This window comes from Brevundimonas sp. FG128 (genome assembly GCF_057809775.1).
This window is the reverse complement of record NZ_JBMDKP010000001.1, coordinates 710,241-723,107: the sequence shown is the minus strand read 5'-3', so window position 1 is coordinate 723,107 and position 12,867 is coordinate 710,241. Positions and strand designations below refer to the sequence as shown.

Here is a 12,867-nt window from a genome sequence, read left to right as displayed (position 1 = left end):
ACGTCACCTCTCCCTCCCCTTCATGGGGAGGGACGATCGCGCAGCGATCAGGGTGGGGCCCGGATAGGCCTGGGCGGAATTCTAACTTTCCTACCCCGGCTGCGCTACGCTTCGCCGCCCCTCCCCATGAAAGGGGAGGGAGAATTTATGGCAGCCGCCGCGCCACCCTAATGAAACGCCCGGTCAACAGGGTCGAGGACGCCAGGCTGGCGATCACCACCGCCCAGACCAGACCATCCACGCCCATCCGGTGCGCCAGCACCCAGCCCAGCGGCATCATCACCGCGCCATAGGCGGCGAAATGCATGATGGTGGGCCACCACACATCGCCCGCCGCCCGGTTCGCCTGGGCCGCGACGACCTGGATCCCGTCCGCCACGAAGAACAGGGTCGCCAGCACCAGGGCCGGCGCCGCGATGGCCAGAAGAGCCGGATCGCGGTTGTAAGCCCCGACGATCAGATGCGCGCTGGGCCAGACCAACAACGCCACGACCAGGGTCAGGGCCGTCACCACCCCCAGCCCGACCAGCCCCGCCCGCAGGACCCCTCGCCCGTCGCCGGCGCCATAGCTGCGGCCCACCAACACCGCCGTCGCCGACGACAGGCCCATGGGCAGCATGAAGACGATGGCCGAGACGTTCAGCACCACCGCCCAGGCCGCCGTCTCCGCCGTGCCGATCTGGCCGGCGAAGAAGGTGAAGCCGGAAAAGGCCCCGACCTCGATGAAATAGGATGCGCCGGCGCCCAGACCGACCTTGACCTGTTCGCGCGCCGCCTTGGGATCGCGCTCGGGCTTGTCGAACACGCCCAGCGACCGCGCCTCGGGCAAACGCAGGATGTAGATGACCAGGAAGATCGCCAGCGCCGCCCGCGCCCCGAACGTCGCCCAGGCCGAGGCGAAGGCCCCGTTGAACCCGACGCCCAGCAGATCGGGCACCAGCACCAGGTTCAGCGCCAGATTGACCCCGTTGGCGACCCACATCGCCACCATGCCGGGCTTGGGCCGACCCAGGGCCTCCAGGAAGAACTGCCCCGTCACCGAAATCAGATAGAAGGGCATGGACAGGGCGAACACCACCAGGGCCGGTCCCGCCCCTTGCGCCAAACCATCCTCCAACCCCAGCTGACCCAGCCCCCACGGTCCGACGGCGATCAGGGCGATCATCGAGACCACGCCGATCTGCAGCGAATAGGTCATACCCCGGCGCAGCACCGAGCCGACCGCGTGCCGACGCCCCTCGCCCAGCATCCGCGCCGTCATCACCTGCACGCCCAGCATCAGCCCAACCGCCGTCGTCACCACGATCGACGTCGGCGCCCAGGCCAGCGAGTGAAACGCCAGTTCCTTGCTGGAGAAATTCCCCACCACGATGGCGTCGGTCAGCCCCATCGTCATGATGCCGATCCGCGCCAGGATCACCGGCCATGCCAGGTTAAGCAGGTCGCGAAAGGCGGAACGGGTCTGGGGGCTGAGCGCGATCATCGGAGGCGGCACAGGCCACGACGGGGCCGGCGGGTCAACATCCAAAAGCGTTTGGATGGGGATCTCCGCTGGCTTCCCAATCTGCCCTTGCGACCGGGATCAGATCATCTAGCCTGCGAGGCTTCGAAGCGCGTGTCCGTCGGGCCCCAACCCATGATGTAGACCCGCACGGGCTCTTCCTTCGTTAAGGCGAAATGCGGATCATCGGCCGCCTCGGTGTAGAAGCTGCCGGCAGGAACGGCGCGCGTCGCCTCCTCGTCGACGACCTTGCCGTAACCGAAGTACCAGACCCCGGAAATCACCACGGCGGAGCGATGGTCGCTATGTTCGTGCGCAGCGATGCGGGTGTTGGCCGGAACCCTTATTTCAATGGCGTAAGGACCGGCAACGCCGGGATCCCCCAAAAGCACCCGCGTCTCTATGCCACTAACACCAGAGCTTCCCAAACCCGCGCCTTGATGAGTCAGTCCACTGATTTCACTCGGCGTCAGACGAACCTGATTCGAACGGTCTTCGTTCCCAGCATGTGCGGACGCAGCAATCGTCAAACCGACCATCGCTGTAAACCATACGATCGGACGCGCGCAGACGGTCATGACCAGCCCTCAAGGAAACGCACGACCATTGCGGTGGTGTCGGCGGGGTTCTCCTCCATGATCCAGTGCCCCGAACCCTGCACCACGCCTTCTGTCACGTTCGACCCTGCGGCGCGCATGACCGTCGCCATCATTGGGCCAAACGACTTTTCCCCGCCGATAGCCAGGATTGGCATAGTTAACCTGTGACCTTCGGCGAGCCAGGCGCGATTGTCGATGGCGTCCTGGTCGAGTGCGGCAAACTGAAGAAAGCCGGAATGCATTGCGCCTGGCCGGGCGTATAGGGCGGCGTAGTGCGCACGCGCAGCCTCGGTGAAATGCGCAGGATCGGCCGAGAAGTCGTTCCAGAACCGGTCCAGATAGATGCGTTCCCGCCCGGCGACCAACCGCTCCATATCCGGTCCGCCAAAGCGGAAATGCCATAACAGAGGGTTCTTGAGCACCTCTTCCCAGGGCCCAACGCCAGGCACCGGAGCATCGATCAGGACGAACCGGCTGACGTGGTTTGGCTGTTGGGTGGCCAGGGCGAACCCGACCATGTTACCAATATCGTGGGTGACCAGCGCGTAGTCTTGCACCCCCAATGTCGCCAGGACGCCGGCCATATCCCTGCCCTGGTTCATCTTGTCGTATCCCCCAGCCGGATGCGACGACAGGCCCATGCCGCGCAGGTCTGGAACGATGACGGTGTGGCTCGTGGCCAAGGCTTCGGCCATCGGCGCCCACATGTCACCGGTCTCGCCGTAGCCATGAAGCAGCAGGACCACCGGTCCGCGGCCACCGACACGCACGTGTATCGTCGTCCCATTCGTCTCTATATCCCGGCTGGCGAAACTCGCGGGAAAAGTCGGAAATTCGGCATTGGAGACGGCGGTTAAAACCCCGGTCACAGGCTGGGCGTTTGCACCACCTGCGTACAGAAATACAACAGCGACGGCCGCAACAAAGGTTCGAAACATTCTGCCATCCCCTCAATCGGAAGCTCGACAGCAATCTGAACTCGTCCCACACTCGAAACTAGACGAGCAGGACCGAACTAAGTTTCCGGAAAACCCGAACAATGCTGAAGCTCGATGCTGTCGAAGCCTTCGTCGCCATCATAGAGGCCGGCTCCATAAGCGAGGCGGCGCGCCGCCTCGGACTGTCGAAATCCCTTGTCAGCGACCGGCTGGCCGATCTCGAAACCGCCCTGGGTGTCCGGCTGCTTCACCGCACTACCCGAAGACTTGACCTTACGGACGACGGCGCGGTTTTTCTTCGGCGGGCACGGCGCCTGATTCTGGATGCCGAAACAGCGGTCGACGAGATCGCATCGATGCGCGGCGATCTGGTTGGATCTTTGCGGATTGCCGGACCGGTAACCTTCGGCGTTATGCATCTTGCGCCTGCAATATCCTCGTTTCTGACTGCTCATCCTGGTGTGGACTTGACGCTAGACCTCGACGACAGGCTGACGGATCTGACCGCTGGCGGGCATGACGCCGTGGTGCGCCACGGCCCTGTGCAGGATGCCTGGCTGACGGCGATCCGGCTGGCGACCAGCAAGCGCAAGCTCGTGGCGTCCGACGCCTATCTCGCAGTTCACGGCATGCCCAACACGCCGGCAGAGCTCGAAAGCCATCACGCGGTTCTGTATACCAACCGAGCGACCGACTGGCGGTTTCAGGGCCAAGATGGACCGATAATCGTCCACCCGCGCGCGCGCCTTCGGGTCAACAATGGCTTCGTCATGCGAGACGCAGCGTCGGCGGGGCTGGGGATCACCCTCCTCCCCAGTTTCATCGTGCACGGCGGCTACGGCGCGCGAATTCCGCACGGCTTGCGTGTTCTTGACGTGGGAGCAGAGCCCGAGGGAACAGAGATCAATCTCGTCTTCCCCAAAGATCAAGGTACGTCCATCCGGCTCAAGGCTCTGATCGCTCATCTCAAGGCGGTTTTCGGCGATCCGCCTTATTGGGACAGTCCGCCAGCCTAACTCCGCGTTTTCACCAGGCGCCCAGTTCGCGCAACTGGCGCACCAGTTCCTCCGGCGCCTCGCCTGCATCCAGCTCGGTCAGATCGACGGGCGCGTCCTTGGATTCGAAATAGCGCCAGCCCTGGAACGGGCGGCGCGCCATCGGGGCCGTGCGGATCACTCTGGGCTCCAGGGTGATCTCGCAGCGGCTCTGCTTGCCCTCGCCCAGTGTGGCGATGTCCAGCACGGGCTGGCGGCAGACGATCGTCCCCTTCACCACCCAATACAGCGATCCGCCGTCCTCGATTTCCGACGCGCGCTTGGGCGTCATCCGAGTATGGACCACCAGGGGCCCGCCCTTGGCGGCGCGGGTCTCCAGCCATTCGACGTCCGGCACCCCGACGCCCAGCTTGATCATGTGAAGCGGCATGGCGCCCACCTAGTCGTCCTTGGACGCATTGGCCAGATTCTTAATCTTCGAACGGTTAGGCATGATCCGCGCGCTCCCTCGTCAGGCGCGACACAGGACCAGTATGTACGGATTGATCACCCGCCTGACGGCGCATCCCGGCCGTCGCGACGAACTGGCCCTTTGTCTGCTGGACCCCAACGTCCGGCGCTCCGGCTGCCACAGCTATGTCGCGGCCCACGATCTGCGCGACCCGGACGCCCTTTGGGTCACCGAAATCTGGATGGACGAAGCCACCCACCGCGCCTGGTCGGCCACGCTGCGCGAGACCGGCGTGATGCGCCCCGCCCTAGCCCTCATCGCTACCTGGAGCGACACCGTCTTCACCCGCCCCATCGGCGGCGTGGGGCTTTAGTCGGCGGCCTTCACGACCGCCAGCACAGCCGCCTCGACCACCTGATCGCCGACGGACGCGACGCTCTCGACCATCCCGTCGAACGGCGCCGTCAGGGCGTGCTCCATCTTCATGGCCTCCAGCACCACGACCGGCTGACCCTTGGTCACGACGTCGCCGGCCTTGACCGGCGCCGCGACGATCTTGCCCGGCATGGGTGCGCGAAGAGCGCCGTCCGAGACCGCGCCGGCCCCTGATCCCACGGCTGCGCGATAGGGCGTCACCCGCCGCGCCTCGCCATCCACAAACAGGACGAAACCGTCCTCCACGGCCTGATAGCCGAACAGCCGATCTCCGGCCTGAACCTGATCAAAGCCGACCTGCGCCATCGCCCCTTCGGCGCCGCGCCATCCCGTCTCGACCGGCGTCACAGGCCCCGATACGCCCCGGCCGTCCACGTGCGCCCAGACCGTCGTCTGTGCGGACGCGTTCAGACGAACGCCATAGGACAGTCCCGGCTGGCCGCCCCACGGGCTGAACCGGTCGCCCTCGGCCTGCGCCCCCTCGGCCGCCGCTTCCGCGATCAAGGTCAGGGCCGCCAGCGTCGCGTCGTCGCTCTCGACCGGCTGCAACGCCGCCTCCTCAGCCGCGATGAAGCCCGTATCCACGTCGCCCGCCACGAAGCGCGGATGCTCCAGGCAGCGTTTCAGGAAGCCGGCGTTGGCCTTGACCGGCCAGACCTCGACCTCGCCGGCCGCCTCGGCCAGCCGCGCCGCCGCCGCCTCGCGCGTGCTTTCATGCACGATCAGCTTGGCGATCATCGGGTCATAGAACTGGCTGACCTCGCCCCCCTGCTCCACGCCCGTATCCACGCGGATGCCGTCCGGCATGACGAAATGCTCCAGCCGGCCGATGCTGGGCAGGAAGCCGTTCGCCGGATCCTCGGCATAGAGGCGCGCCTCCATGGCCCAGCCGTTCAGTTGGATCTGATCCTGTTTCAGCGGCAGGGGTTCGCCCGCCGCGACGCGGAACTGCCATTCGACCAGATCGACGCCGGTCACGCTCTCGGTCACCGGATGTTCGACCTGCAGCCGGGTGTTCATCTCCATGAACCAGATACCGTCGGCCTTCAGCCCGTCCGAGGCGTCGGCGATGAATTCGATGGTGCCGGCGCCGACATAGTTCACCGCCTTGGCCGCCTTGATCGCCGCACCCGTCACGGCGGTGCGCACGGCCTCGCTCATGCCCGGCGCCGGCGCCTCCTCGATCACCTTCTGGTGGCGGCGTTGCAGCGAACAGTCGCGCTCATAAAGGTGGACGACATCGCCGTGCCTGTCCCCGAACACCTGCACCTCGATGTGGCGCGGGCGGGTGATGTAGCGTTCGATCAGCACCCGGTCGTCGCCGAAGGCCGCCGCCCCCTCGCGCTTGGCGCTGGCCAGGCCGGCGGCGAAATCGGCCGGATCATCGACCCGTTTCATCCCCTTGCCGCCGCCGCCTGCGACCGCCTTGATCAGCACCGGATAGCCGATCCGAGCGGCCTCGGCCGTCAGGGTCGCCTCCGACTGGTCCGCGCCCTGATAGCCGGGCGTCACCGGCACCCCGGCCTGGATCATCAGTTCCTTGGCCGCGTCCTTCAGCCCCATGGCCCGGATTGACGCCGGATCCGGCCCGATCCAGATCAGGCCCGCTGCGGCGACCGCCTCGGCGAACTCGGCGTTCTCACTCAGGAAGCCATAGCCGGGGTGGATCGCCTCCGCCCCCGTCGCCTTGGCCGCCGCCAGCACCTTGGCGCCGTCCAGATAGCTCTCGCGCGCCGCCGCCGGCCCGATCAGCACCGCCTCGTCGGCCTCGCGCACATGCAGGGCCTGGGGGTCCGCCTCGGAATAGACGGCGATGGTGCGTAATCCCATCCGCTTGGCGGTACGGAAGATGCGGCAGGCGATTTCGCCGCGATTGGCGACAAGGACGGACTTGAACATGAAGCGTTCTTAGCCGGATCGTGCGAGGCAGGCGAGAGGCTGCGCACGACCCTTCTCAGGCGCCCCCGCAGGCGTTAAGCCAATCCCATGTCCCTGCGCCCCCTCTTCGTCACCCAGGTCTATGAAGCCAGCCTCGCCGACGGCCGGGGCTGGCCCGACTTCAACGAACAGCTGATCGACGTCATCCGCATGATGGCCGAGGAGGACGAGGCCGGCCGCCATTGGTGCAAGGCCAACGCCTATCGCGGCTACACCTCCTACGGCTCGCTGAACGACCTGCCCCAGCGCTTCCCCGAGTTCGCCGAGCTGAAACGCCACCTGGACCGTCACGCCGTCGCCTACGCCAAGGCGCTGAACTTCGACCTGGCGAGGAAGCCCCGCCTCGACAATCTGTGGGTCAATATCCTCAAGCCCGGCGGCGGCCACACCGGCCATATCCACCCGCACGCCTTCCTGTCGGGCACCGTCTATATCGACGTCCCCGACGGCGCCTCGTCGCTGAAGCTGGAGGACCCCCGCCTGCCCTTCATGATGGCGCGGCCGTCCGTCACCGACGACGCGACCGAGGCCGAACGCCCCTTCGTCTATCTGAAGCCCCAGGCCGGCACGGTGCTGATGTGGGAAAGCTGGCTGCGGCACGAGGTCCCGACCAACCTGGCCAAGGCCGACCGGATCTCGATCAGCTTCAACTACGCCTGACCGGTCAACGGCCCCCAGGCCGCCATCGCAGAGCTGATCACCGAGTCCAGTTCCTGGCGCGACGTCCCGTCCCGCGCGCTGAGGCTCAGTCCCTTATGGACGGTCGCATAGAAGGCCGCGACGGCGGCCACATCGACGCCCGCGCCCATCTCACCCTCCGACACGGCCCGCTTCAGCCGCGCCTCGATCCCCACGGCCGCGCCCTGCCGATGCTCGGCCATTTCCGCGCAGGCTTCGGGCGGCAGGGCCTCCGGCTGGGCGCCGCTCAGCATGACCATACATCCGGTCGGCGCCTCGCCCGACGTGAACCGCCTCGCCGCCCCGCGCAGCACCGCCTCGACCCCCGCCCGCGCTGTCGGTTGTTCCAGCGCGCCCCATAGGGCCCGCCCCTCGGTGTTGAGATAGAGCGCCACCGCCTCGCGATACAGGGCGGCCTTGTCGCCGAACGCGGCGTACAGGCTGGGCGCCGCCACCCCCATCGCCGCCGTCAGCTCGGCCATGGAGGCCCCGGCGTACCCCTTTTCCCAGAACACGCGCATGGCGGTGTCCAGCGCCTTGGCGCGATCGAAACTGCGGGGTCGTCCACGGCCGGACACGGCGGCTCTCCTTTTTTATAGCGATCGATAGATAATGCCCTTGCGGAGCAGAGACAACCGCGCCATCTGTTCTTTATCGATCATTACAGATAAGGCCGTCTTCCCATGTCCCTCCCCTCTCCGGCAAACGCGCCCTCGTCACCGGCGCCAGCCGCGGCATCGGCGCCGCCATCGCCCGCAAACTGGCCGCCGACGGCGCCGACGTCGCCATCACCTATGAAAAGTCCGCCGACCGCGCCGAGGCCCTCGCCGCCGAACTGCGCGCCCTGGGCCGCAAGGCCGTCGCCATCCAGGCCGACGCCGGCAGCGCGGCAGGCGCCAAGACCGCCGTCGACGGCGCCGTCTCCGGTCTGGGCGGCCTCGACATCCTGGTCAACAACGCGGGGATCAGCCGCGGCGGCCTGTTCGCCGAACAATCGCTGGAAGACATCGACGCCCTGCTCAACGTCAACTTCCGCGGCGTCCTCCTGACCACCCAGGCCGCCCTGGCCCACATCGGCGAAGGCGGCCGGATCATTTCGATCGGCAGCGTGCTGGCCAGCCGCGTGCCCTTCCCCGGCGTGACCGTCTATTCCGCCACCAAGTCGGCGCTCGAGGCCTTCAACCAGGGCCTGTCGCGCGAACTGGGCCCGCGCAAGATCACGGTCAACCTGGTCAAGCCCGGCGCCACCGACACCGACATGAACCCCTCCGACGGCCCCAACGCGCCAGCCATGCTTGGCGGCATCTCGCTCGGCCGCTTCGGCCAACCCGACGACATCGCCGCCGCCGTCGCCTTCCTCGCCGGCCCCGGCGCATCCTTCGTCACCGGCACCAGCATCCTGGTCGACGGCGGCGCAGCGGCGTAACCGAGGTTCGGATCGGCGTCTCCCCCAAATCGTGGGGATAAGACCACGCGCAGCCTGATGGAGGGGCTCTAGACGTCCCACAGACGCCTCTCCCCTTTTCACCCCGTCATCCTCGGCCTTGTGCCGAGGATCCACCCGTCCGCCGCACGATCACCAGCAAGGCGCATCCACTGTGTTGCATCGTCCTTTACGTCCGCGTCCGCCTAGCCGTGGGTCCTCGGCACAAGGCCGAGGATGACGGGAGTGGGGGTGGAATGGCGGGGGCCGGCTTCTAGCCCAACCCGCACAATGACGCTGGTGCCTTCCCAACGAATCCAGTCGCTTGGCGAATTATGTCGCCCATCTCCCATCCCCCCTCCCAAACGCGCGTATTCTGATCCCGTCTCGTCGCATGGAGGGCTCGTAAGGCCTGCGACCTTGCGGCGGCGGGAGCGGAGAGAACGGGGGCGGGTCTGAGACGGCCCGTGCGAGTTCGGCGTCTTATCGGTCGGGTCCGCCCGGTGTCTGAAGCGTCGTAACGAGGGTCGGGGTGGGAACCACGGCCGGACCAGGGATCGGGGCGCGCAGCCCCGACCTGCCCGTCGTCGGCATTGGGGGGGAGGCGTAAGAACCGCCGCTTAAAAGCCCCCTGCCTGCGGCCAACCCTTCGCGCGGAGCGTCATATCCTTCGTCGAAACGGTACTACAAACTCACACTCCGGGCGAAGGCCCGGCGCTCCGCCCAGCCCTCCGCCAACTTCGCAGCCCCTGCGCCGCGAGGCTGAAGACGCCTGTCCGTCGCCTTATTTGCTCTCAGGCCTCGGGATCGCTACATCCGCCCCATCCTCCCCGTTAGACGAACCCGAAGGGCGAAACCGCACCTCATGGCGCAGCAATATATTTTCCAGATGCAGGGTCTGACCAAGACCTTCCCCGGCGGCCGCAAGATTTTCGAGAACATCTGGCTCAGCTTCTATAACGACGCCAAGATCGGCGTCGTCGGCGTCAACGGCTCGGGTAAGTCCACCCTGCTGAAGATCATGGCCGGCCTGGACAACGAGTTCACCGGCGAGGCCCGCGCCGCCGACGGCATCAAGCGCGGCTATCTGGAGCAGGAGCCCCAGCTCGACCCCAACCTGAACGTCCGCGAGAACGTCGAATCCTGGTGCGAAGAGAAGCAGTGGGTCAACCGCTTCAACGCCGTCGCCGCCGAACTGGGCGAGAACTACACCGACGAGCTGATGGAGGAGATGACCGCCCTTCAGGAGAAGATCGACGCTGGCGACGTCTGGGACATCGACAGCCGCATCGAAATGGCCATGGGCGCCCTGCGCTGCCCGCCCGACGACTGGGAGGTCGCCAACCTGTCCGGCGGTGAAAAGCGCCGCGTGGCCCTGGCCCGCCTGCTGCTGTCCAAGCCCGACATGCTGCTGCTCGACGAACCGACCAACCACCTGGACGCCGAATCCGTCGCCTGGCTGCAGCACCACCTGGAAAACTTCCCCGGCTGCGTCATCCTGGTGACCCACGATCGCTACTTCCTGGACCTCGTCACCAAGTGGACGCTGGAGCTGGACCGCGGCAAGGGCCACCCGCACGAGGGCAACTATTCCTCGTGGCTGGAAGCCAAGACCAAGCGCGTCATTCAGGAAAACTCGGAATCCGAAGCCCGCCAGCGCGCCCTCAGCCGCGAACTGGATTGGGTCCGCTCCGGCGCCAAGGCCCGTCAGGCCAAGTCCAAGGCCCGTCTGGCCGCCTATGAGCGGATGGTGGACGAGCAGGAATCGATGCGCGGCGCCCAGACCCACGCCCACATCCAGATCCCGCCCGGACCGCGGCTGGGCAATGTCGTGCTGGAAGTCGAAGGCCTGGCCAAGACCTATGGCGACAAGACCCTGTTCGACAATCTGACCTTCAAGCTTCCGCCCAACGGCATCGTCGGCGTCATCGGCCCCAACGGCGCCGGCAAGTCGACCATGTTCAAGCTGATCACCGGCCAGGAACAGCCCGACGGCGGCACGATCAAGGTCGGCGAAACGGTCAAGCTGGCCTATGTCGATCAGTCGCGCGACGACCTGAAGCCGGACGAAACCATCTGGCAGGCCATCTCGGGCGGTACCGACGTGATGATGGTCGGCAAGCGCGAGATCAACACCCGCGCCTATGTCGGATCGTTCAACTTCAAGGGCGGCGACCAGCAGAAGAAGGTCGGGCAACTGTCCGGCGGTGAGCGCAACCGCGTCCACCTGGCCAAGACCCTGGCCTCGGGCGGCAATCTGATCCTGCTCGACGAACCGACCAACGATCTGGACATCGAGACCCTGCAGAACCTCGAAGAGGCCCTGGAAGAGTTCGCCGGCTGCGCCGTGGTCATCTCCCACGATCGCTGGTTCCTCGACCGTCTGGCCACCCACATCCTCGCCTTCGAGGGCGAAGGCCATGTCGAATGGTTCGAAGGCAACTTCGAAGCCTACGAACAGGACAAGATGCGCCGCCTGGGCGCCGACAGCATCATCCCCAAACGCCTCCAGCACCAGAAGTTCGGGCGCTGATCGCCTGATCCCACCAGAGGAGCCGCTGCATGACCCAACGCCCCGCCGTTCTCATCATGCAGCGGCATCTCGCCCCGCTCTCGCCGATTCTGGAGAGCGCCTATGACGTTTATCGCTTCTGGGAAGGCCCGCCGATCGAGGCCGCCCACGACATCCGCGCCCTGGTCGTCGCCGGCGAGGCTGCGCTGGACAAGGCGCTGATCGAACGCCTGCCCAACCTCGATCTGATCGCCTGTTTCACCTCGGGCTATGACGGGATCGACGTGGACTGGTGCCGCGAACGGGGCCTGCCCGTCACCCACGCCCCCGGCGTCAATCACGAGGACGTCGCCGACCACGCCCTGGGCCTGATCCTGGCGGCGCGTCGTCAGATCGCCTCGGGCGACCGCCAGGTCCGCGCCGGCGGCTGGACCGCCGAGACCCGCACCATCACCGCGTCCATGGGCGGCCAGAAGCTGGGGATCGTGGGCCTGGGCGCCATCGGCAAGGCTGTCGCGGACCGCGCCGAAGCCTTCCGCATGGACATCAACTGGTGGGGGCCGCGTCCGCACGACGCCGAATGGCCGCGCGCCGAGAGCCTGCTCGCCCTGGCGAAGGCGAGCGACATCCTCGTCGTCGCCTGCAAGGCCGACGAGACCAATCGCGGCCTGATCTCGCGCGAGGTGCTTGAGGCGCTGGGCCCTGACGGCCTGCTGGTCAACGTATCGCGCGGCCAGGTCGTCGACGAGGACGCCCTGATCGCGGCCCTGAGATCAGGCGCGCTCGGCCAAGCTGCGCTGGACGTCTTCATCGAGGAGCCGACCGACCCGAACCGCTGGGCCGACGTGCCCAACATCGTCCTGACGCCCCACACCGCCGGGGCCACGACGGCCGGGGTGCAGGGCATGCTGATGCTGCTGATGCAGAACCTTCAGGCGCATTTCGCGGGCGAACCGCTGAAGACGCCTGTAGGGTGATCGGCTCAGCGAGCGCCGCGTTGCGGACGTTCGTCGGCGGTCACGACGCCGTCGCCGTTCTTGTCCAGCCTCTTGAACGTCGCATCGACGCTCACGGTCATTTCCGCCTCGGTGATGCGGCCGTCGGCGTTGGCGTCGGCGCGGGCCACCATCCGGCCGCCCCGGACGTTGGCCAGTTCGGCCGCGTCCACGACGCCGTCATGATTGGTGTCGATGCGGTTGAACATCTGCTCGGTGCGCGCCTTCATCTGGGCCAGGGTTTCGCGTTCCGGAGGACGCATGTCCCCCATCTGGCCGCCCATCTGGCTGCCCGACATCTGCGGCATGGGCGGTTCGGGAAAGTCGCTCTGGGCCAGGACAGGACCGGCGAGGCCGACGGCGAAGGCGGAGATCAGAAGGACGCGCATAAGGCTGCTCCAA

At 66.6% G+C, this 12,867-nt stretch carries 13 protein-coding genes; 6 read left to right on the top strand and 7 right to left on the bottom strand.

Translation table 11 applies throughout. The features are described from left to right. Positions 1 to 145: 145 nt before the first annotated feature. From ACODSC_RS03600 to ACODSC_RS03590, 3 genes are all read right to left on the bottom strand, one after another. On the bottom strand, positions 146 to 1,483 hold the full coding sequence (locus ACODSC_RS03600) for an MATE family efflux transporter (RefSeq protein WP_488811865.1): 1,338 nt from the start codon (positions 1,481 to 1,483) through the stop codon (positions 146 to 148). 104 nt (positions 1,484 to 1,587) lie between these two features. After that, positions 1,588 to 2,079, bottom strand: a complete 492-nt coding sequence (locus ACODSC_RS03595; RefSeq protein ID WP_488811863.1) for a cupin domain-containing protein — start codon at positions 2,077 to 2,079, stop codon at positions 1,588 to 1,590. After that, positions 2,076 to 3,038: an alpha/beta fold hydrolase gene (locus tag ACODSC_RS03590; RefSeq protein WP_488811861.1), complete on the bottom strand. Its 963-nt coding sequence runs from the start codon at positions 3,036 to 3,038 to the stop codon at positions 2,076 to 2,078. The genes ACODSC_RS03595 and ACODSC_RS03590 overlap by 4 nt, the downstream gene beginning before the upstream one ends. A gap of 101 nt (positions 3,039 to 3,139) precedes the next feature. Here ACODSC_RS03590 and ACODSC_RS03585 point away from each other — a divergent pair, with 101 nt between their 5' ends. Next, positions 3,140 to 4,054, top strand: coding sequence for a LysR family transcriptional regulator (locus ACODSC_RS03585; RefSeq protein WP_488811859.1), 915 nt, complete (start codon positions 3,140 to 3,142; stop codon positions 4,052 to 4,054). A 10-nt stretch (positions 4,055 to 4,064) separates the two neighbouring features. Here the strand turns inward: ACODSC_RS03585 and ACODSC_RS03580 are convergent, their stop codons facing one another. Then, the gene (locus tag ACODSC_RS03580; RefSeq protein WP_488811857.1) at positions 4,065 to 4,463 is read right to left on the bottom strand and encodes a DUF1489 family protein; all 399 of its coding nucleotides are present in this window, start codon (positions 4,461 to 4,463) and stop codon (positions 4,065 to 4,067) included. A 103-nt stretch (positions 4,464 to 4,566) separates the two neighbouring features. Here ACODSC_RS03580 and ACODSC_RS03575 point away from each other — a divergent pair, with 103 nt between their 5' ends. Then, complete coding sequence (locus ACODSC_RS03575; protein WP_488811855.1) at positions 4,567 to 4,857, top strand: putative quinol monooxygenase; 291 nt, start codon at positions 4,567 to 4,569, stop codon at positions 4,855 to 4,857. Here the strand turns inward: ACODSC_RS03575 and ACODSC_RS03570 are convergent. After that, the gene (locus ACODSC_RS03570; RefSeq protein ID WP_488811853.1) at positions 4,854 to 6,818 is read right to left on the bottom strand and encodes an acetyl/propionyl/methylcrotonyl-CoA carboxylase subunit alpha; all 1,965 of its coding nucleotides are present in this window, start codon (positions 6,816 to 6,818) and stop codon (positions 4,854 to 4,856) included. The genes ACODSC_RS03575 and ACODSC_RS03570 overlap by 4 nt on opposite strands. A gap of 87 nt (positions 6,819 to 6,905) precedes the next feature. Between ACODSC_RS03570 and ACODSC_RS03565 the strand changes: the two genes are divergently transcribed. After that, a complete protein-coding gene (locus ACODSC_RS03565) occupies positions 6,906 to 7,517 on the top strand; it encodes a TIGR02466 family protein (protein WP_488811851.1) in 612 nt (203 codons plus the stop codon). On the opposite strand, the gene ACODSC_RS03560 is transcribed toward ACODSC_RS03565, so the two are convergent. Then, complete coding sequence (locus ACODSC_RS03560) at positions 7,508 to 8,113, bottom strand: TetR/AcrR family transcriptional regulator (protein WP_488811849.1); 606 nt, start codon at positions 8,111 to 8,113, stop codon at positions 7,508 to 7,510. The two genes, ACODSC_RS03565 and ACODSC_RS03560, sit on opposite strands and share 10 nt — an antisense overlap. 89 nt (positions 8,114 to 8,202) lie before the next feature. Here ACODSC_RS03560 and ACODSC_RS03555 point away from each other — a divergent pair, with 89 nt between their 5' ends. From ACODSC_RS03555 to ACODSC_RS03545, 3 genes are all read left to right on the top strand, one after another. Continuing rightward, positions 8,203 to 8,961: a 3-oxoacyl-ACP reductase family protein gene (locus tag ACODSC_RS03555; protein WP_488812146.1), complete on the top strand. Its 759-nt coding sequence runs from the start codon at positions 8,203 to 8,205 to the stop codon at positions 8,959 to 8,961. 862 nt (positions 8,962 to 9,823) lie between these two features. Further along, on the top strand, positions 9,824 to 11,491 hold the full coding sequence (gene ettA / locus ACODSC_RS03550) for an energy-dependent translational throttle protein EttA (RefSeq protein WP_488811847.1): 1,668 nt from the start codon (positions 9,824 to 9,826) through the stop codon (positions 11,489 to 11,491). 29 nt (positions 11,492 to 11,520) lie between these two features. Beyond that, the gene (locus ACODSC_RS03545; RefSeq protein ID WP_488811845.1) at positions 11,521 to 12,447 is read left to right on the top strand and encodes a 2-hydroxyacid dehydrogenase; all 927 of its coding nucleotides are present in this window, start codon (positions 11,521 to 11,523) and stop codon (positions 12,445 to 12,447) included. A 5-nt stretch (positions 12,448 to 12,452) separates the two neighbouring features. Here ACODSC_RS03545 and ACODSC_RS03540 read toward each other — a convergent pair whose 3' ends face one another. Beyond that, positions 12,453 to 12,854 (bottom strand): EF-hand domain-containing protein, encoded by a 402-nt coding sequence (locus tag ACODSC_RS03540; RefSeq protein WP_488811843.1) that lies wholly within the window; start codon positions 12,852 to 12,854, stop codon positions 12,453 to 12,455. Between the last annotated feature and the right edge of the window lie 13 nt (positions 12,855 to 12,867).